The sequence below is a fragment of the Enterococcus sp. ARL09-542 genome (assembly GCF_005234805.1).
Classification (GTDB): domain Bacteria; phylum Bacillota; class Bacilli; order Lactobacillales; family Enterococcaceae; genus Enterococcus_D; species Enterococcus_D gallinarum.
Genome location: NZ_QPQX01000014.1, coordinates 24,699 through 45,792 on the forward strand (window position 1 = coordinate 24,699; position 21,094 = coordinate 45,792).

Genomic DNA, 21,094 nt, shown 5'->3' on the forward strand with positions numbered 1-21,094 from the left:
TTTTTAGAATGTAAACGCTTGATTTTTGTCCCTATAATCAAATCATGAAGTACGAGGTGGTGAGTAGATGTTAAAGTTGTTAGTTATTGCAGACGACTTTACAGGAGCACTGGATACTGGGGTCCAGTTTTCGAGACAAGGCATTCAAACGTTAGTCTCAACGGAAACAGTCGTCCAATATAACACACTTCCGCAGGAGATCGAAGTGTTGGTTCTCAATACCGAGAGTCGGCACCTAACTTTTGATCAAGCATATGAGAAGACAAAAACGATTTTGGAAGATGCAAAAGTTGCCCAGGTTCCATTTATTTATAAAAAAGTAGATTCAGCATTAAGAGGAAACATCAGCGCGGAGATCAAAGCGATTCTCGATATGAGCGAACAAGCGGCCCTTCCTTTTTTACCCGCATATCCAGAAATGAATCGGGTAGTGATCGATGGTCATTTATATATAGAAGATGTCTTGGTATCAGAAAGTGTTTTTGCAAATGATCCGTATGAACCTGTGACCGAAAGCAATGTGATGCAGCGGCTGCAGTCGGAAGCAGGGATCAAGGCAATGCTAGTCAAAGACCAGTCGTTGCCGGAAACAGGTGTAATGGTTTTTGATGCACAGACAGATGATATGTTACAGGTCCACGCAAAACGCCTAGTAGAGAACGATCTTTTGGGTATGACGGTCGGGTGTGCAGGGTTCGCAAAGGTTCTCGCACAACAGTTGTTCCCCAACGGCAAAGAAGTAGCTTACAAATTACAAAAGCCAGTAGTGGTTGTCTGTGGAAGCGTCAACCCGATCACAAAGAAACAAATTGAGTATGTTGAGCAAGACTATCCGCGGATTTCATTAACAGCGCAACAACTGTTGCATCCTACCTATTGGCAAACAACCGCAGGACAAACAGAGATTGTTAGTTATCTTCAGTTGATGGAAAAACAGCCATTAGTCATTTTTGAAACCTATAGCGAACAAACAACAGCTGAAATTGTGGCTTATAGCGAAGAAATGGGCTTATCTGCTGAAGCTTGTCGGTTTAGAATAGGGGAGGCATTAGGCATGTTGACCAAAGCCCTTTGGTCACAACATCAAGAGAATACCTTTCTCTTTACCGGCGGGGATACCTTGTTCCAATCAATGAAAGTCTTGGGTGTGACCGGAATCAAGCCGTTGACTGAGATCAAACCGGGCGTTGTTTTATCTGCCATCGAATGGAATAACCAAAAGATGCAAGTTCTTACGAAATCAGGTGGTTTTGGGACAGAAGAATTACTTGAAGAAATTAGATGGTATTAAATGATTAAGGAGGATTTATTATGCTAACAGACTACAGTTTAAAAATGCCAAAAAATATTCAGGCAGGCGAACATGCGCTTGAGCAGTTAAAAGAAATCATTAGCAGTGGTGTTCATAAAATCGTTATTTTCACAGATAAGGGACTTCTAGATTTAGGTTTGGTCAATCTGCCTATTCAAATCATTGAAAAAGCAGGAATCGATTACACGGTTCTTGCTGATATTCCAGCGGAACCAAACTATCACGAAGCACAAGCAGTGATCGATGCCTTTAAGAAAGAAGCTGCTGACTTAGTGATTGCCGTCGGTGGTGGATCGGTCATGGACGTGGCGAAATTGGCTTCGATCTTAGCAACGGATGACTACACAGTCAAAGATTTATTAGATAATCCATTATTGGCAAAAAAACAAGTACCTAGTTTGATGATTCCTTCCACTGCTGGAACTGGAGCTGAAGCAACTCCTAATGCTATCGTGGGTGTTCCAGAAAGAGACTTGAAGATCGGGATCGTCAATCCTGAAATGATCGCCGACTTCGTTTTATTAGATGGACGGATGATCAAAAACTTGCCAAAACCAATCGCAGCAGCCACAGGTGTAGATGCATTGTGTCATGCGATTGAATGTTTCACATCTGCCAAAGCTAATCCAATCAGTGATACTTTTGCGCTGGAAGCATTGGATTTGATCATGAACAACATTATCGAAGCCTGCACAAATCCAGAAGCATTAACAGCAAAACGGAACATGTTGCTTGGTTCATTTTATGCAGGGGTAGCAATCACAGCATCAGGCACGACAGCCGTTCATGCCCTTTCCTATCCGCTAGGCGGTAAATACCATATTGCTCATGGTGTCTCCAATGCGATTTTGTTGACACCAGTGATGAAATTTAATGAACCAGCAATCAAAGACTTACTCGCTGTTGCTTATGATCGTGTCATCAAAGAGGGACATCAAGACTGGTCGGTTGACGAAAAATCAGCGTATATGATCAGCCAGTTAGACGAAATCGTCAAAGTTTTGGAAATTCCAACGAGTTTGAAAACATTCAATGTACCAGAAGAAGACTTGGATGGTTTAGTAGCAGCGGGCATGGAAGTAACACGTCTACTGGTCAACAACAAACGAGAAGTCACACCAGAAGATGCTCGGGCCATCTATCTGCAAATTTTATAATTTGAACTCAGAAAGGATGAAGCGTGTCATGAAAAAAATTGTCGGCATCACAATGGGAGATCCTGCAGGGATCGGACCTGAAATCTCCCTTAAAGCTTTTGCCAAACCGGCACTCTATGACAAGTGCCGCCCATTATTAGTTGGAGACAAAAGTGTTGTTGATTACTATTTAGCAAAACATCCTGAATTAGCTTTGGAAGTGAATGTGATCAGCCAGCCCAAGGATGGGCGTTATGCATTTGGAACGATCGACCTGATCGACTTAAAGATCGTAGACATGGCAACTTTTCACATTGGTGAAGTTTCTCATGTCGGTGGTGACGCAGCGTTTCAATATGTGAAGAAAGTCATCGAGTTAGCTTTAGCCAAAGAGATCGATGCAACGGTAACGAATCCATTGAACAAAGAAGCCATGAATGCTGCCGGTCATCATTATGCGGGACATACAGAAATCTATGCCGACCTAACCGGTACCGATAAATATACCATGATGTTGGCAGATGGCAACTTGCGAGTCGTACATGTCTCGACCCATGTGTCATTACGGGAAGCGTGTGACCGGGCCACGAAAGAACGTGTCCTCGATGTGATTCGTATCGCAGATCAGGCTTGCAAAGATCTAGGGATCGAAAATCCTCGCGTTGCAGTTGCTGGCTTGAATCCACACTGTGGCGAAAATGGATTGTTCGGCCGTGAAGAAATCGATGAAATCAATCCTGCTGTAGAAGCAGCCAAAGCGGAAGGAATCAATGTGTTTGGTTCATTGCCTGCAGATACTCTTTTTTCAAAAGCCAATGGGGGCATGTATGACATCGTCGTCGCCATGTACCACGATCAAGGCCACATTCCTTTGAAACTTTTAGGCTTTGTCTACGATCAAGAAGCACAAAACTGGAAAGCAGTGCAAGGCGTCAACATTACGTTGAACCTTCCGATCATTCGGACTTCTGTCGACCATGGAACGGCCTTTGATCAAGCAGGTAACTGGACGGCTAGTGAAGCCAGTTTAGAAAATGCCATCGATTACGCTATTCGGTTGGCAGAACATTCAAAATAAGCACAAATGCAGCACAACATAAAAATTTGGTTAGGGGGAGAAACACGTTGACTCATTTAGAACAAGTGCGACAATCAGAGCCGAACGGTGTCATGTACCGAGATACATTCTTGAATGTTGATTTTGGTTTGATTCCTACCGGTGGCAACAACACAGCTCACGCACCCGCTTTGATCGAAACAGCAGATGGCGGGATGTTGTGTGGGTGGTTTGCAGGAAGCTTTGAGGGAAGCGGCGACATCTCGATCGTCGTCTCAAAATTAGACCCAGAAACACAGAAGTGGTCGGTTCCCGTTACTGTTTCAGAAGGCATAGACCGTAGTGAACAGAATCCGTCCTTTTTCCGGGCGCCAGATGGCAAGATTTGGCTGATCTACACATCCCAAGTCAGCCGCCAAGAAGGAAAAGACAACATGCAGTTCACTTCAATCATCATGGTTCAAAAATCAGCTGATGAAGGAAAAACATGGGGAAAACCAGAAGTTCTCTTTGATAAAGAAGGCACTTTTGGCCGTCAAGGAATCCAAATCTTAAGTAATGGCCGTTGGCTGTATAGCACGTGGCTGTGTGAAGATTCAGCTGATGGGTTGACGAATGACCCGACAGAGTTCCAAGTATCGGATGATCAAGGACAGACTTGGCGTGCTGTTCGGATGCCAGATAGCAACGGTCGGGTCCATGCCAATGTCGTGGAAGTCGAGCCTGGTCATTTAGTTGCCTTCATGAGAAGCCGCTTCGCAGATTTCGTCTACAGCAGTGAATCCTTTGATTTTGGCGATCGTTGGTCTGTGCCGACAGCAACTGTTTTACCTAATAACAATGCTAGTATCAGTGCGATCAAACTGAACTCCGGTGAAATCGCATTGGCATACAATGTCAATGCCGCACCAAATGCTGCTTTTGGACAAGTTGCTTGGCCGGGATTGCGGAATCCAGTCGCTGTCTCTGTAAGTGAAGATTTTGGCAAGACATGGCCGATCGGACGAATTTTTGAAGCTGCAGAAGGCTATATCGGTGCGGAAAACAAAACCAACAATTCACAACATGAATACCCAACCCTTTACCAGGATAGCCAGGGGAATTTACATCTGGTCTATGCCTACCGCAATCGTCTTTGTGTGAAGTATGTTCGTTTCACCGTTGCTGATCTGTTTGGCGAAAAACGGGAATCCGTAGGTGTGTATAATCCAACCTCCGGTGAAGGTGTCGAGAAGTAAACAAACGTCGGTAACATTGACGGAAAGACAGCCCAATATCGCGCTTGGTCCCCTGAAAAAAGCGGCAGCGCGGGCATCCGTCAATTTAATGAAAATGAAACCGTATTCCATACGTGTTCTATAAAAGAGGAGAGACATTACTATGAAACCAATCGAATTAAAAGGCATCATCAGCCCTATTTTGACCCCAATGTATGAAGACGAAAGTATCAACTTTGATGAACTGCGCAACCAAGTAGATCGCATGATCGACAATGGGGTCCACGGGATTTTTCCTTTTGGTACAAATGGGGAAGGCTATATCTTGTCTGCAGAAGAGAAAAAGCTTGTCTTAGAAGTCGTTGTTGATCAAACTGCAGGCCGGGTACCGATCTATGCTGGTTCAGGAGCCATCTCTACAAAAGAAACAATCGCCCAAAGTAAAATGGCACAGGCAGCTGGCGCAGATGTCTTATCGATCATTGCACCGAGTTTTGCAGCAGCGAGCCAAGAAGAAATCTATACGCACTACAAAACGATTGCCGAAGCAGTTGATATGCCGATCGTGCTTTACAATATTCCTGCTCGAACAGGGAATGCTATTGCACCAGCGACTGTCGCTCGTCTGGCACAAATCGAAAATATCATTGGTGCAAAAGATTCTAGCGGCAACTTTGCCAATATTTTAGGCTATATCGAAGCAGGAAAGGCAAAAACGAACGGGAAATTCTACACATTATCAGGCAATGACCAATTGATTATCTGGACGCTATTAGCAGGAGGTACTGGCGGTATTGCGGGTTGTGCCAATGTTTATCCGAAAACAATGGCATCTATCTATGACCTTTTCGTAGAAAGCAAGATCGAAGAAGCGAAGACAGCCAATGAACGGATTCAAAACTTCCGCAACTGTTTCAAATATGGCAATCCCAATACCATTGTTAAAACAGCCGCAGCGTTACTTGGCAACAACGTAGGAAAATGCCGGGCACCATTCAACCAAATTCCAGCTGAAGGAATCGAAGCATTGAAAAAAGTATTAGAGGAAGACAAAGCGAAAGGCATGCGTTAAGAAGTCCACAAGCATTTGTTTTGTGTAGGCAAAAGCAGTCTGAGAGGTGTGGCGTAAGGGAGGAATAGCTCAAGTTCGCTAGCGTGTTGGCTTTAAAATGAGTTAGCGAATCAGCTAGATAAAGTGCTCACAGGAAGAGTGGTCTTGTCCCTCTCCTTGTGACAGCAGCGAAGGAGCGGATCTGCGTTCATTCGCCACCTAATTTACGTCACCTCTCCTGCACATGCGTATGACTAGAAGTAGGAGGACACTATGACTATTCAAATGATGATTGCATTAGCAATTACCGTAGTAATGATTGTTTTAGTAATGATTGAAAAAATTCCCTTTGGAGCGGCGCCATTATTTGCCTGTTTGTTGCTAGTCATTTTTGGTATTACGGATATTAAAGGGGCTTTTGCCGGTTTCTCGAATTCGACCATCGTCATGTTAGCTGAGTTCATGGCCATTATCGCTGCCCTTGAGAAGACAAGTTTTATCGTCGTTTTCAAAAAAGCCATGTTCTCGATGGCAAACAAAGGTGGCTTCAAGTCTTATATTCTGATCATTCTGGTAGTGATGTTAGGATGTAGTTTGTTCGGAACGGGTTCAACTGCGTATTATGTACTGACACTTGGGTTATTATCTACACTGCCTTATTCAAAAAAATTACCCCCATCAAAAGTGATTATGACTGCGGGATTTGCGACCAATCATCCGTTGATTCCTTTCAATACCGCATTGCAGTATGGGATCGTGATCGCTGTTTTGAATTCTGCTGGGATCATGGCAGAGGTTTCTGTTTTTAAATTTGCAATTGTTAACTTATTTTTATCCATTGGCTTTTTAGTCAATTGTATCATTCAATACAAATTTCTTCCGGATCATCCTACTTCTGAAGACTGCAAAGATGTGGATGTCACTAACGGAAATGTTACTGCTTCCCGTCTGCCGAGATGGAAAGAATTGACGACTTATGGTGTATTTATCTTTGCGGTCATCGGTATGTTGCTACAAAGTAAAATCGGCGATGCCGGCTATGCGATGGCTGGTTTATCTGTTGCGGTGATCTTATTGATTGGTGTCTTAGACTTTAAAGAAATCCGTGATGCCATCAGTGCACCGATCATCTTGATGTCAGCCGGGGTCATTGGTGTGGCAGACGCATTAGGAAGTACAGGATTGACCAATTTAGTTGGGACTTCGGTTGCGGGAATGTTGGGAACCAACGTGAATCCTTTTGTGATGATCTTTGCATTCTGTATTTTGACCAGTCTGTTGGCTACATTAACAGGATCGACCATTGGTACAGTCTATGTATTTACGCCGCTAGCGATCGCTACTTGCAGAAGTTTAGGCTTAGATCCTACAGCCGCAGCTTGCGCCATCGTGATCTCAGGTTGGTGTGGTCACTTCCTGCCAATTGATGGGATGCCAGCAATGATTTTAGGAACTGGGAAATACACAGCCGCACAATTTTGGAAATTTACGATTCCTCAATACTTTATCCGTCTCGTATTTCTAACCGTGGGATCGATTTTGATGTTCCCGATGTAATAATAATAACTGGAATCAACTGTTCAACAAGTATGAAAGAGGTGTAAGACAATGGAAAATCACTTTGAATTAGAACATATTGGTATCAACATGGAAAATGAAACCGAAGCACAAGAACTTGCCACCCAACTGAGCATGATCTTTAATCTGACGCCACGACATGGACAGAAATCAGAATTTGCCGGTGACTACTTCGAATGTATGAAAGCACCTTTCTTAGGAAAAAATGGACATATCGCTATGCGGACTTCCAACTTGGAAAGTGCAGTAGAGGAGCTAAAAGCCAAAGGACTCTCCTTTAATATGGATACAGCTGCCTATGATGAAGAAAACAAATTGAAAAATATTTATCTTGCCGGCGAGTTTGGCGGATTTGCCATTCATATCTTAAGAAAATAAAAGCATCCTTTGCGATCTGCTCCTTATTGAATATCAGTCATAGTAGAACGGAATTTCTTTCTGCTATGACATTTTTTGATAAAGGAAGCCAGATTGGTAAAACCGAATGAACGATGAAACTAACATTAGGAGATGAACACAGTGGATTTATGGTTTACCAAATCGAAAGAAGAAGTCTTACGCTCGTTGGATACCAATGCAGCTGCAGGGCTATCCAGTCAAGAAGTTGAAAAAAGGCTGCAGTCTTTCGGAAGAAATGAATTAGAAGTGAAAAAGAAAGAAAGTTTATTGAAAAAAGTGATCGGGCAATTAGAAGATCCAATGATTATCGTACTATTGATCGCTGCTTTTCTTTCTTATGTTTCCAGCGGTTTTGAAGACTGGATCGATTCCGTCATTATTTTGTTGATCGTCGTGATCAATGCCATCATTTCGATCTCACAAGAAAACAATGCCAATAAATCCTTGGAAGCATTACAAAAAATGTCAGCCCCGTTGGCTAAAGTGATTCGCAATGGGAAACTGGAACATATTGAAACAGCTACTCTTGTTCCGGGAGACATCATTGAATTAGAAGCTGGCGATTTAGTACCAGCGGATGTGCGGATCTTGTCAGCAGCCAATCTAAAAGCAGATGAATCTGCCATGACAGGTGAATCAGTTCCTGTGAACAAAAAAGCACTAGAAGCATTGCCTGAAGATACTGTTTTAGCTGATCGCAAGAACATGCTGATTTCCTCCACAGTGATCACTAATGGGCGTGCAACTTGTGTCGTTACTAGTACCGGGATGAAAACGGAAGTTGGTCGTATCGCGAACATGTTGATCTCTGAAGATGACAATACGACACCGCTACAACGAAAAATGGCAGAAATCTCAAAATTGTTATCGATTATCTGTTTAGGGATCTGTGTCCTGATGTTTATCGTAGGTCTTTTATACAGTCGGCCAATTCTTGAAATCTTCATGATGGCTGTTTCCCTTGGGGTAGCGGCTATTCCCGAAGGACTGGCGGCCATCGTTACGATTGTTCTGGCATTAGGTGTCCAACGATTGGTGAAACGTCATGCCATCGTGAAGAAGCTACCTGCAGTCGAAACTTTGGGGGCTGCTTCAGTGATCTGCAGTGACAAAACGGGTACATTGACGCAAAACAAAATGACCGTAGTTGAAACCTTCGTTCATGGATCGGCAACCCCGCAGCAACTATTGGCCATCGGAGCATTGTGTAATGATTCTAAGTTAACGGTCAATGGCAGTGAGTTCCAAGTGACCGGCGACCCGACAGAAACCGCATTTGTCAGCAAAGCGTACGAAGAAAAATTAGACAAAAATGAGTTAGAAGCAAACATGCCTCGTGTGGCTGAGATTCCTTTTGATTCGGAACGCAAATTGATGAGCACGATCCATAAAACCGAACAAGGCTATCGCGTCATGGTCAAAGGAGCACCTGATGTTTTGCTGAATCGCTGTAGGATTGATGAAGCAGAAGCTCAAAAAATTGCTGCTAAAAATGCTGATATGGCATCAAATGCCTTGCGCGTTCTAGGTGTTGCATATAAAGACATTACTGAAGTGCCCGAAGAGCTGACTTCAGAAGACATCGAGAACCATTTGACATTTGTCGGGTTAGTCGGAATGATCGATCCTCCCCGTCAAGAAGTCAAAGAAGCGGTGGCTCAATGTTACGATGCAGGGATTCGCCCCGTCATGATCACTGGTGACCACAAATTGACTGCGGTTGCAATCGCCAAAGAATTGAATATTTTCCGCTCTGGAGATCTAGCCATGACAGGTTCAGAACTGGACATGATGCCGCAAGAGATATTGGAAGAAGAAGTAGAAAAGTATTCTGTCTATGCGCGAGTTTCGCCTGAACATAAAATGCGGATCGTTAAGGCTTGGCAGGCAAAAGGCATGGTCGTCGCCATGACAGGTGATGGTGTCAATGATGCGCCTGCCTTGAAAGTAGCCGATATTGGTTGTGCGATGGGAATCACCGGGACGGATGTGGCTAAAGGGGCAGCGGATATGATCTTGACGGATGATAACTTTACCACGATCGTCCATGCGGTCGAACAAGGAAGAGGGATCTTCTCCAATATCAAGAAATCGATTCAGTATTTATTGAGTTGTAATATCGGTGAAATCATCACGATTTTCGTTGCAACTGCATTGAATTTCCATCAGATGCCATTAGTTGCGATCCAACTCCTCTGGTTGAACCTAGTCACTGATTCACTACCTGCATTGGCTTTAGGAATGGAACCAGTTGAGCCAGGCGTGATGAAACAAAAACCTCGCGATTCCCGGAAAAGCATTTTTGCTGATGGCTTTGCTGCAAGTATGATCTTTTACGGCGTTTTGGTAGGAGCAATCACGTTGGCAGCTTATTGGTTAGGGGAATACGTCTTGTCAGATCCAACCGTTGCTGACGGCACAGCAAATACGATGGCATTTGCTACACTCGTCTTTGGGGAATTGACTCGTGCGTTTGCTGTCCGCAGCGAAACACGTTCTATTTTCAGCATTGGTGTCTTCTCCAACAGTGCGATGAATAAAGCCTTTCTAGTCAGCTTAGCTTTGCAGTTGGCGGTCTTGTTCATTCCATTCTTGCAAGAAATTTTCAAAGTTCAAAGTTTGACAGGAATTGAATGGGTGATCGTGATTCTGCTCTCATTAGTCCCACTGATTGTTAGTGAATTGACCAAAGCTTTTCGCAGCAAAGACGCGAAAGTTTTAGAAGGCAAACTTTCAATGTAACAAACGTCACTGATTTATCGGCATTTTCCTTTTGGGAAATGCCTTTTTTGAATGTTAAAAATTTGTACTTACCTGATTCCTAGAGTTTTACATTTGGCTGTGGTGGCAAACTTATGGATCAAAAATAGTGGTTGCGTTTCCAATTTCTTCGTGGTATTATGCAATTAATAAACAGGCATGTGACTGGTTAAGCAGGCAGGACCTATATAAAGCAATGAGTGAATCGTTCTGATTCATTTGGTTGTTTTAATAGGTGTTGTCTGCTTTTTTCTTTGTTTGGCCAACGAAGAGAAAAATAATCTAAAGGAGAAAAAAACAATGAATGTAAAGGAAACGGCAACTGCCATCATCCAATTGATTGGCGGAAAAGAAAACATCTCTCATTTGGAACATTGTTCAACGAGGTTACGGTTTACCCTGAAAGATCATGCTCTAGTTCAAAAAGAAGCACTAGAAAAAGTGGAGGGTGTCATCGGAGTCCGGCAGAATGTCCAGTGTCAAGTTATCATTGGCAATGATGTTGTGGAAGTTTATGACGAAGTGATGTCACTGTTGGGGCATCAGTTAGACAATGCGGACAGCGGAAGTGCAACAAAGCAGTCTTGGGGAGCTGTCCTGTTGGATTTTGTTATTTCCATTTTTCAGCCACTTATACCGGCGGTTGCCGGAGGTGGTGTTTTAAAATCACTACTGTTACTCGCTTCTGTTACAGGAGTGCTTGATAATCAAAGCCAAACGTATCAAATTTTAAATCTTATAGGTGGAGCCCCCCTTTACTTTTTACCGATTTTAGTCGCTATGACCACGGCAAATAAATTAAAAGTAAATCAATTAGTGGCTGTTTCAGCAGTCGGGGCGCTGATTTTGCCTGAAATAACAGCGTTGCTGACAGATGGAGCAACCTTTTTGGGGATCGGATTACAGAATATTGCCTATGCATCACAAGTTTTTCCTGCAATTTTAACGGTTTTGTTTTATTCGCAAGTCGAAAAACTATTTACTCGTTTTTCTCCAAAACCGATTCGCATCTTCTTTGTTCCGATGATGAGTCTAGTAATCACAGTTCCAGTGGCGCTATTGATTTTAGGACCTTTAGGATTTGAGGTAGGTACAGTTTTCTCTGCAGCGATTATTTGGCTTTATACTCATCTAGGCTGGGTTGCAACAGGTATCTTAGCAGCTGTGTTACCATTGATGGTTGTGACCGGTATGCACAAAGCAATGATCCCTTATGCGGTCTCTTCCATGAGCGAGATGGGGGCAGAATTGCTTTATTTACCGGCTTCACTTGCCCATAATATTGCTGAAGCTGGGGCATGTTTTGCTGTCAGTCTGCGGACAAAAGATCAAAAGCTTCGCTCAACAGCTATTTCTGCTGGAATTTCTGCACTGTTTGGCATTACAGAGCCAGCATTGTATGGGGTAACGATTTTAAACAAACGGGTATTATATGGGGTGATGGCTTCTAGTTTGGTTGGTGGAGCAGTTGCTGGCATCTTTACAATCAAAGCGTTTGCATTAGTGGGTCCGGGTCTTGCTAGTATCACCATGTTCGTTGATGAATCAAATAGTATGAATTTAGTTTGGGCATTAGTCACTTTAGCAGTCTCTTTTCTTGCGGCTTTTGTTTTAGTCCTGTTTCTTTTTAAAGATAAAGTCATGGAGGCCGTTGAAGGAAAAGAAGACCCTCAATCAGAAGTTCTCAGTCAGCCTGTTGCGGGACAAGTTGTTAAGCTAGCCGAAATAAAAGACGATGTCTTTTCCAGCGGAATGATTGGTGAGGGATTCGGTATTATCCCCACATCTGGCGAACTAACAGCACCAGAGGATGGAGAAGTTACTATGTTGTTTGAAACCAACCATGCGATTGGCTTAAAGACCCAGAATGGTGCTGAAATCCTATTCCATATAGGGATCGACACGGTGCAATTAGAAGGAAAATATTTCACACCGCTTGTCAGTGCGGGGGATTATGTCAAAAAAGGACAACCATTGCTTCAATTCGATTTAGAAGCCATCAAACAAGCAGGGTATGACCCGACTGTTATCTGCGTTGTGACTAACAAAGAAAATTTCATTATCAAACCAATTGAACAAACAGAAAATATGTCTAAAAGCGAGGGTGTTTTATCCATCTCTCCATTTGTTTCGTAAAATTCAAGCAGCATAATCAAAAAACGTGAAGGAGAATACAACTATGAGTCAATCAACATTTCCAGAGAATTTTTTATGGGGCGGAGCGATTGCTGCCAATCAAGTGGAAGGTGGGTGGAATTTAGACGGGAAAGGGTTGTCTGTAGCAGATATCGCCACGTATAAACCAGATGTCGACACCAAAAATTTTGCAGCCCATATGCATGTGACGGTAAACGCCGTGAAAGAAGCAATCGCTGATCCAACAGACACGATTTATCCTAAACGTCGGGGAATCGATTTTTATCATCGTTACAAAGAAGATTTGGCGTTATTTGCTGAGATGGGTTTCAAAGTACTACGCTTATCGATTGCATGGACGAGATTATTTCCAACAGGAGAAGAACTGGAGCCAAATGAGTCGGGCATTGCTTTTTATCGAAATGTCTTTCAAGAAATGCAGCGTTTAGGAATCAAACCGATCGTGACACTTTCTCATTATGAAATGCCAGTCGCGTTGAGTTTGAAATATAATGGTTGGGTTGAACGCAAAGTTATCGCTGACTTTGTCCGATTTGCCACAGTCTGCTTTGAGGAATTTGGGGAATACGTAGAATACTGGCTGACCTTTAATGAGATCGACAGCATTCATCGTCATCCCTTTACAACAGCTGGAATTATTCCTGAACAATGTACTCCGGGGAAAGAGCATCAAGAGATCTATCAAGCCTTGCATCATCAATTTGTCGCTAGTTCACTAGTTACAAAAGTTGCACACGAAAAAAATCCTCAAAACAAAATAGGCTGTATGATAACAAAATTAATGACTTATCCGTTAACCTGTGATCCACTAGACGTGGAATTGACATTGAAGAAGAACCTAGAGAATAATTTTTATGCAGATGTTCAAGTAAAAGGAGAATACCCTCGCTTAATTTTGCGAGACTTGGAAAAACGTGGCATCAAGATTGAAATGGCACCGGAAGATCCTCAAATACTAAAAGATTATACAGTGGATTTTCTTTCTTTCAGCTATTATATGTCTATGGCGGAATCTGGGAATCCGCAAGCAGAACGAACACCAGGAAATACTGTACTAGGGGTGAAAAATCCTAAATTACCATCCACTGAATGGGGCTGGCAGATTGATCCTAAAGGACTAAAGATTTCGCTGATCGAGTTATATGATCGCTACCAAATTCCATTGATGATCGTCGAAAATGGAATGGGAGCAAAAGATATCCTTGAAGAGGGGAACGTTCATGATCCGTATCGTAGGGACTATTTCGAAGCGCATTTTAAACAAATGAAAGAAGCGATTGATGAGGGCGTAGATCTGATTGGTTATACAAGCTGGGCACCAATCGATTTAGTTAGTGCTGGTACCTCCCAACTGTCAAAACGATATGGCTTTATTTATGTGGATGCAGATGATGAAGGACATGGCACTTATGATCGATCCAAAAAAGACTCTTTTGACTGGTACAAAAAAGTGATTGAGACTAATGGCGCAATCCTAGCAGGAGAATGACGAAGGAGCGATAGTGCATGATTTATATCAAGAAAGTCTTAAATTCAAGTGTTGTACTTGTTGACAATGAAGGCCAAGAAATGATTGCACTTGGAAAAGGCATTGGATTTGGGAAAAAAGCCGGAGAGCAGATAACGGATTCTCAAATTGATCAAGTATTTCTCCCAATTGATGAAACGAGATCTCTGCAGTTTGCTGAATTAATTGATGAGATACCCATTAGGTTTTTTGAGATGACGAAAGAAATCGTTCAATTGGCCCAACAGTTAATGCCCAATCCGCTAAACTCTACGATCTATTTAACGTTGTCGGATCACTTGCATTTTGCTGTTGAACGCCAAGAGAAGGGGTTAAGTATCACCAATCGTTTGTATTGGGAAATCAAAAACTATTATGCAAAAGAATACGCAGTTGCAGAACAAGCGTTACTTTTGTTACGTGAAAAGTATCAAATCTTTCTTCCAGAAGAAGAAGCATCAAATATTGCTTTTCATTTGATCAATGCCCAATCTGCGTCTGCGGATAATCAGGATGGGTTGAAGAAAGCGAAATTGATTGGGATTATCGTAAACCTTGTCCGCTATTCGATCCAGCAAGATGTGAATACAAATTCGATTCATTATAGCCGCTTTATCACACATGTCCGTTTTTTTGTAGATCGTTTCTTTACAGAAGGATTATTGCAAGAAAAAGACGAAGGACTGTATCGGCAAATGTGGGCCCTTTACCCAAATGCTATGGAGATTGCAACAAAGGTAAAGGCGTATGTAGATAATGAATATCAAACGAAAATCCCTGAGAATGAGATCGTTTTTCTAGGTGTCCATATCAATCGTTTAATGAATCATTCGGCGATTGAACAATAAGAAGCCTGATTTTGGACCTGTCTGTAAGTCATATACCTGTGTAACGATCAGGTATATGACTTTATTCGTAATTTCAAGCAATACTTGATAAAATGACCTACAAATGAATGGGCTATTGTTTTAGACCAGAAGAGGTGTGTATAAAAGATGGAACTAATGAAATATCGAGATGAATACAAAGAAGATGTTGTCAATTATTTTCTGACTGACGAAATGACCTATTTCACAGGGACGCCACAAGAAAATATTGCAATCTCCCAAAAGAATCGACAGCATCATTCGATCTTGGCTTTTTCCCAACAGAAATTGGTGACTTTTTTTGTTTTGGATGCAGGACCCCAAAAAGCAGACTATACGGATGAAAATGACGCTCTTTTGTTGCGGAGTTTCTCTACTGATGCGAGATATCTAAGGAGAGGATATGCAAAAGAAGCATTGCGATTATTGCCTAATTTTGTAAAAATTCATTTTCCAGCAACTAAACAAATTGTTCTTGCAGTCAATAAAAAAAATAGTGCAGCAAAAAAACTGTATTATTCAATGGGTTTTGTAGATAGTGGTGAAGAGAAAATGGGACCCAAAGGACCGCAGCATCTTTTGGTTTATCCCCTTTGATTTGTTTCTTACTGAATGGGTAACAAAAGGGCAGGGGCACTCGTCCTTTTCGATTCGAACCATGCAGTTTCACTTCTGTGCTCCTCATAGTTGTTCTGCTTTAATTGGCAAACTGAGTTGGAGTTGCAGACTTGACTAAAAAAAATGAATACGCTATTATTGATTCTAATTTAAAGGGGGTGGTAAAGGAATGTCTAGTGACTCGAGTGACGGTGAGCAGAAAATCTATTTTGATTTGCCTTACTTTTTGATTGAATAGGACAAGAAGCAGCGCTTTGTTTAGTGTGTCTCACTGAATGGAGGGCTTATTTGTGTTGGAAAAAATTCAATTAAAAAAGGAAGGCAAAAAATGCAGACAAAGAACTATCAACTTACTATTGAAGAAACAATGGAAAAATATGGACTTAAGGATAGGACAGGATTAACTAAAAAGGAAGCAGCGCAACGTTTGTCAGAAGTTGGTTTGAATCAGCTAACAACAAAAAAGACCCCTAAATGGAAATTGTTGTTGCGGCAATTCAACAATATGATCATTTATATTTTGATCTTCTCTGCACTATTGACATTACTCATGGGACACCTTTCGGATGCAATCATTATCGGAACGGTTGTCTTGGTCAATGCATTGATTGGCTATTATCAAGAAGCCAATGCCTCGGACGCACTGGAACACATCAAGCAAATGCTGTCTACACAAGCGACGGTCTATCGGGAAGGCACTCGCCAAGATATTGCAGCAGCAGAAGTGGTTCCCGGTGACGTGGTTTTCTTGGAAGCTGGTGACAATGTACCAGCGGATCTACGGATCATTGAAGCAGACAATCTACGAATACAGGAATCTCCGCTGACAGGCGAACCTGATTCGGTTGAGAAAACGAGCATGCCATTGCTAGAAGATGCTATCGCTTTAGCAGAACAAAGCAACATTGCTTTTGCGTCGACATCGGTTACCTCTGGTAGCGGGAAAGGAATCGTTATTGCTACAGGTCAAACAACAGAGATCGGCAAAATCTCTTTTGAAGTGAACCGCACAGAAGAACGCAAGACTCCTTTGATGAAAGAAATAGATGGGTTAGGTAAGGGTATCACCTATGTGATCATGGGGGTCGCGATTGTCCTGTTTGTGGTCAGTCTGTTTTTAGAAACCTATGCTCTTTCTGTACTTTCTTTAGCCGTTGTGACAATGATCGTAGGTTCGATCCCGGAAGGCTTACCAGCAACGACTTCCGTTGTTTTAGCAATGGGGGTCAGCGAAATGGCCAAAAACAAGCAGACCATCATCAAAACATTGCCGGCTGTTGAAACATTAGGTTCTGTCGATGTGATCGCTACGGATAAGACAGGAACTTTGACCAAAAACGAGATGACCGTTAAGGACATCGTTTTAGCACATCAGCAATACCAGATCACTGGCGACGGCTATCAGCCGAAAGGGGAGATTCTCCCGCTTTCTCCTGTTACCGAAGCAGATGAACAGGAGCTAGCCTTATTCCTAGAAGCAGGATTTGAAGCGAATGACACTGTGCTAGTGGAAGAAGAGAACCATTGGGGGATCAATGGCGAACCAACCGATGGCTCTTTCTTGACCCTTTATTACAAAAAATTTGCCTATCCCGAAACCCCTGGCTATCAAGAAATCGCTATGCTGCCTTTTGATTCCGACTACCGCTACATGGCAAAGCTGGTACAAAATCAGGCAGGGGAACGCCTATTATTTGTTAAAGGTTCACCAGACAAGCTGTTTGCCATGGCGAAGGTCTACGACCAGAACTTTAATGAAAAAAGTTGGTCTGCTAAGGTCCAAGGGTTGTCTTCAGAAGGAAAACGGGTGGTTGCAGTGGGGTATCGTTCGCTAACAGACCAGCAGACGGTCGATTCACTGGATGAAACGGTCTTTGCTGAAGGTGTGCAGCTTTTGGGCATCGCCGGTATCATCGATCCGCCTCGAGAAGAAGTCATCGCTTCTTTGCAGGAGATGAAGCAAGCTGGGGTCCAAGTCAAAATGATCACCGGGGATCATCCTTTAACAGCAAAAGCAATCGGTGAAAAGTTAGGATTGGCCAAAGAAATCAATGTAGTGACTGGCTCTGAACTGGACCAAATGGCAGAGCGTGATTTTCAAGACGCAGTCATCAGGAATCAAGTGTTTGCTCGAACAACACCTAAAAATAAGCTGGAAATTATCAAAGCCTTGCAAGCCAAAGGGAAAGTGACAGCTATGACCGGGGATGGGGTCAACGATGCACCTGCCTTAAAGCGGGCCGATATTGGGGTAGCAATGGGAATCAGCGGAACAGACGTCGCCAAAGATTCTGCAGATATGATTTTGACTGATGACAACTTTGGCACCATGGCTTCGGCGATCCAAGAGGGACGAAGAATCTATGATAATATCAAAAAGAGCATTTTATTTCTGCTGCCTACCTCATTTGCGGAAGGCTTGATCATTGCTTTTACGATCTTGATGCAAAATGACATGCCTTTGCAAGCCACTCAGCTGTTGTGGATCAATATGGTTTCGGCAATCACGATCCAGTTTGCCTTTATTTTTGAACCGGCAGAAAAAGGAATCATGCAGCGGAAACCTCGAAAAACTGGGAACAGATTATTGAATACTCATGATATTTGGCAAATGGCTTATGTCTCAGTGTTGATGGCAGTCATCAGCATTTTAGCCTATGAATGGTTGTTGACACAAGACGTCGACCAAGCGGTTGCGAGTACCATGATGGTCAACATTGTTGTGTTAAGTAAGATCTTTTACTTGTTCAATATTCGTACGAGCGAGTCTGCTTTCTCGAAGGCGTCCTTTACCAATCCGAAAGCCTTTTTGATCATCGGTGTGATGGTGGCTTTACAAGTTGTCTTGACCTATGTGCCATTTATGCAAAAAGCTTTCCATACGGCGAATCTATCACTGACCGGTTGGGGGATCGCACTGCTTTCCGGGGCCGTTATTTTGCTAGTCACGGAACTGGACAAATGGTTCCGGAATAGGAAAGAATACAATGTAAGCTATAAAGAGATTCGTGAATAACGAGATAACCATTGACTGAATCAGAACAACTCTTTTCTTTAGGAAAGTCAATTTTACAAGAGTAAGTTTTTTGAATAGTGCTATAAAGGGAGGCCTCTCGATGTATGAGAGCCTCCTTTTTTTGTTTTTTTATTCGCTGTTGTTTCTTTTATCAAGCAGACTCTTCACAAAAAGCAGTTGCTGTGGTAGTAACAAGAGAAATGATTTAATCATTCAATCCCACCAGATGAGGTGCAGGTATCTGCCAGTTCAAGTGGAAGGAATGTCTACTTTTTTATTTGTAAGCGGAAACATATACTGAATTCAGAAAGGAATAACCATCATGAAAACTAGAACAGTTGAACTGATCCAAAAATTCATTTCTTCTCACTACCCGCTCAAAGCGGAACAATTGGCTGCAGAATACAATGTGAGTCAACGGACCATCCGTCAAGAAGTCTTGGAGGTCAATACGTGGTTGAGGCAGCAGCAGCTACCTGAGGTTGCAACTATTCGTAATCAAGGCTTCCTCTTAGATCTGACAGTCAGCCAACAACAAAAGGTGAGAACGCAGTTAGACCATTTACAAGCAGACTTGCTGAATCGTCAAGAGCGGACCTTCGATTTAGTCTTATCGATCGCTTATGAGAAAACAGCGGTTTTTCTGAATCGCAAAGAAGCACGTTTTCAAATTTCTAAAAGTACGATGGATGAGGACATGCGTCGCTTAAGAGCAGATTTATTAAGGTATGGGATCGAGATCGTCAGTTATGGCAAACAAGGACTGCTGTATAAAGGACCAGAAAGAGCCATTCGGACAATGATCTATGATTTCGTTAATCAAAATTTGGGTAGAGTCGATTTTTCTGAAAATAGAGAAGAAAAAACTACGCCAGCACGGGCGATCTTCCATCATTATTTCCCCCGAGAAGAAAGTCTGCGACTGGAGAAAATCTATTCAGAAAAAATCGTCAAGCAAGAAGATGATATCTATAAAAACCAGATTTTGTTGTTTACTTGGATTTGGATTCAGCGAATAAAAAGGCACGAGCTGATTTCGGCAGTAAATTGGAAAACCATCGATTACCAAGAGGACGGTTTTTCCGACTTTGTTGAACAGGTCATCAAAGAATTTCAATTGACAGCAGTCCCTCAAGTAGAGCGCAACTATATTCGTTTCACGATTGAGACTTTCAACGCAAGAGATATATCCAATTCTCTTGAATGGGTGCAAGCACAACTATTGACCATTCAACTGATTCAATTCGTGGAGCAAGAAACGCATATTCCTTTTCATTTAAAAGAAGAAACATTATGTGAAAATCTTTATAAGCACATGGCTGCATTGATCGTAAGGATAAAGAATAAGATCCAAGTCATGAATCCTCTGAAAGAAAATATCCGTTTGAACTATGGACCCATTTATCGAGCAGTCACTTTGTTTATGCCAACGATCGCCGAAGTGATTGGAGCAACAGTCATTGAGGATGAGATCGCTTTTCTGGTGATTCACTTTTCAACGATTGCCAGTGTGATCAAGCGTGATCTAGCGTCGATCTACAAGTCGGTAGTGGTCTGTAATCATGGGATGGCGACCGGAAATCTATTGGCGGAGAACTTGAAAGAAAAGTTTCCCCAGATCGAAGTCGTGGCTGTATTAAGTTCAAAGGAAGTTGCTCTCGTTGACAAATTGGATGTTGATCTGATTTTCAGCACATTTCATTTGCCCTATAGCAATAAACCGCTGCTGGTGGTCGATCCGATCTTAACGGATGCCAATCGGTCAATCATTTCAGAATTCTTGGATCGGCATCAAACCTATCAGCGGCTAGAACCTAGCGACAATGAACCGACAGTTCTGTTTACCAAGGTTTTGGACCTGGTAGCAGAAAGCGGCGGCCGAGTCGATCGCAGGATCTATTCCAAATTAGAAACATTATTTGAAAACAATCATTTAGAAATCAACAAAAGGGAGATCCAGCCAATGTTAAAAGATATTCTGACAGACAATCACATTCTGATACAGGCCCAGGCCGCGTCTTGGCAAGAAGCTATTGAAGTTGCCGCCAAGCCATTGATCAAAGAGGACATCATTGAGAAACACTATGTTCAGGCAATGATCCATGCAGTAGAAGAATACGGGCCTTATATCGTCATCGGGAAGCACTTGGCTTTGGCCCATGCGCGACCCGAAGATGGTGTCAATACATTAGGTGTTAGTGTAGTGACCATGAATCAGCCGATCCATTTTGGCAATCCGGAAATGGACCCAGTGAAAATAATTTTTTGTTTAGCCGCGGTGGATTCCTATTCACATCTAGCGATCATGAAAGAACTGATTGAACTGATCAATGATGAAGCAAAACTCAATCAGCTGATTGCATGTACAACCATTGATCAATTTAAACAATTACTTTTTTAAGTGAGGATAAAAAAAGGGG

14 protein-coding genes are annotated in these 21,094 nt (G+C 42.5%); all 14 read left to right on the forward strand.

Going from position 1 to position 21,094, the window contains the following annotated elements; genetic code table 11:
* Positions 1-67 precede the first annotated feature (67 nt).
* A complete protein-coding gene (locus DVW06_RS13445) occupies positions 68-1,291 on the forward strand; it encodes a four-carbon acid sugar kinase family protein (RefSeq protein WP_137264755.1) in 1,224 nt (407 codons plus the stop codon).
* A gap of 20 nt (positions 1,292-1,311) precedes the next feature.
* A complete protein-coding gene (locus DVW06_RS13450; RefSeq protein ID WP_029486204.1) occupies positions 1,312-2,469 on the forward strand; it encodes an iron-containing alcohol dehydrogenase in 1,158 nt (385 codons plus the stop codon).
* Positions 2,470-2,497: 28 nt separating this feature from the next.
* Positions 2,498-3,526: a 4-hydroxythreonine-4-phosphate dehydrogenase PdxA gene (gene pdxA, locus DVW06_RS13455; RefSeq protein ID WP_096711084.1), complete on the forward strand. Its 1,029-nt coding sequence runs from the start codon at positions 2,498-2,500 to the stop codon at positions 3,524-3,526.
* A gap of 92 nt (positions 3,527-3,618) precedes the next feature.
* Positions 3,619-4,743 (forward strand): sialidase family protein, encoded by a 1,125-nt coding sequence (locus DVW06_RS13460; RefSeq protein ID WP_096711094.1) that lies wholly within the window; start codon positions 3,619-3,621, stop codon positions 4,741-4,743.
* A gap of 142 nt (positions 4,744-4,885) precedes the next feature.
* On the forward strand, positions 4,886-5,794 hold the full coding sequence (gene dapA / locus DVW06_RS13465) for a 4-hydroxy-tetrahydrodipicolinate synthase (RefSeq protein ID WP_137264756.1): 909 nt from the start codon (positions 4,886-4,888) through the stop codon (positions 5,792-5,794).
* 252 nt (positions 5,795-6,046) lie between these two features.
* Positions 6,047-7,330, forward strand: a complete 1,284-nt coding sequence (locus tag DVW06_RS13470; protein WP_081131137.1) for an SLC13 family permease — start codon at positions 6,047-6,049, stop codon at positions 7,328-7,330.
* A 51-nt stretch (positions 7,331-7,381) separates the two neighbouring features.
* The gene (locus DVW06_RS13475) at positions 7,382-7,729 is read left to right on the forward strand and encodes a 2-dehydro-3-deoxy-phosphogluconate aldolase (RefSeq protein ID WP_029486217.1); all 348 of its coding nucleotides are present in this window, start codon (positions 7,382-7,384) and stop codon (positions 7,727-7,729) included.
* 132 nt (positions 7,730-7,861) lie between these two features.
* Complete coding sequence (locus tag DVW06_RS13480) at positions 7,862-10,492, forward strand: calcium-translocating P-type ATPase, PMCA-type (protein ID WP_096711083.1); 2,631 nt, start codon at positions 7,862-7,864, stop codon at positions 10,490-10,492.
* A gap of 318 nt (positions 10,493-10,810) precedes the next feature.
* Positions 10,811-12,646: a beta-glucoside-specific PTS transporter subunit IIABC gene (locus DVW06_RS13485; RefSeq protein ID WP_005469873.1), complete on the forward strand. Its 1,836-nt coding sequence runs from the start codon at positions 10,811-10,813 to the stop codon at positions 12,644-12,646.
* Between the two features lie 43 nt (positions 12,647-12,689).
* Complete coding sequence (locus DVW06_RS13490; RefSeq protein WP_096711082.1) at positions 12,690-14,156, forward strand: glycoside hydrolase family 1 protein; 1,467 nt, start codon at positions 12,690-12,692, stop codon at positions 14,154-14,156.
* Positions 14,157-14,173: 17 nt separating this feature from the next.
* Entirely contained in the window at positions 14,174-15,022 is an 849-nt protein-coding gene (locus DVW06_RS13495; RefSeq protein WP_005469876.1) for a PRD domain-containing protein, read from the forward strand.
* 147 nt (positions 15,023-15,169) lie between these two features.
* Positions 15,170-15,637 (forward strand): GNAT family N-acetyltransferase, encoded by a 468-nt coding sequence (locus tag DVW06_RS13500; protein ID WP_081131133.1) that lies wholly within the window; start codon positions 15,170-15,172, stop codon positions 15,635-15,637.
* 349 nt (positions 15,638-15,986) lie between these two features.
* Entirely contained in the window at positions 15,987-18,674 is a 2,688-nt protein-coding gene (locus DVW06_RS13505; RefSeq protein WP_137264757.1) for an HAD-IC family P-type ATPase, read from the forward strand.
* 322 nt (positions 18,675-18,996) lie between these two features.
* On the forward strand, positions 18,997-21,075 hold the full coding sequence (locus DVW06_RS13510) for a BglG family transcription antiterminator (protein WP_137264758.1): 2,079 nt from the start codon (positions 18,997-18,999) through the stop codon (positions 21,073-21,075).
* Positions 21,076-21,094 lie beyond the last annotated feature (19 nt).

Bases quoted from the DNA above. Each gene is read 5' to 3' on its own strand.
- DVW06_RS13445 (WP_137264755.1), top strand. From the start codon at position 68: ATGTTAAAGTTGTTAGTTATTGCAGACGACTTTACAGGAGCACTGGAT.
- DVW06_RS13450 (WP_029486204.1), top strand. From the start codon at position 1,312: ATGCTAACAGACTACAGTTTAAAAATGCCAAAAAATATTCAGGCAGGC.
- pdxA (WP_096711084.1), top strand. From the start codon at position 2,498: ATGAAAAAAATTGTCGGCATCACAATGGGAGATCCTGCAGGGATCGGA.
- DVW06_RS13460 (WP_096711094.1), top strand. From the start codon at position 3,619: ATGTACCGAGATACATTCTTGAATGTTGATTTTGGTTTGATTCCTACC.
- dapA (WP_137264756.1), top strand. From the start codon at position 4,886: ATGAAACCAATCGAATTAAAAGGCATCATCAGCCCTATTTTGACCCCA.
- DVW06_RS13470 (WP_081131137.1), top strand. From the start codon at position 6,047: ATGACTATTCAAATGATGATTGCATTAGCAATTACCGTAGTAATGATT.
- DVW06_RS13475 (WP_029486217.1), top strand. From the start codon at position 7,382: ATGGAAAATCACTTTGAATTAGAACATATTGGTATCAACATGGAAAAT.
- DVW06_RS13480 (WP_096711083.1), top strand. From the start codon at position 7,862: ATGAACACAGTGGATTTATGGTTTACCAAATCGAAAGAAGAAGTCTTA.
- DVW06_RS13485 (WP_005469873.1), top strand. From the start codon at position 10,811: ATGAATGTAAAGGAAACGGCAACTGCCATCATCCAATTGATTGGCGGA.
- DVW06_RS13490 (WP_096711082.1), top strand. From the start codon at position 12,690: ATGAGTCAATCAACATTTCCAGAGAATTTTTTATGGGGCGGAGCGATT.
- DVW06_RS13495 (WP_005469876.1), top strand. From the start codon at position 14,174: ATGATTTATATCAAGAAAGTCTTAAATTCAAGTGTTGTACTTGTTGAC.
- DVW06_RS13500 (WP_081131133.1), top strand. From the start codon at position 15,170: ATGGAACTAATGAAATATCGAGATGAATACAAAGAAGATGTTGTCAAT.
- DVW06_RS13505 (WP_137264757.1), top strand. From the start codon at position 15,987: ATGCAGACAAAGAACTATCAACTTACTATTGAAGAAACAATGGAAAAA.
- DVW06_RS13510 (WP_137264758.1), top strand. From the start codon at position 18,997: ATGAAAACTAGAACAGTTGAACTGATCCAAAAATTCATTTCTTCTCAC.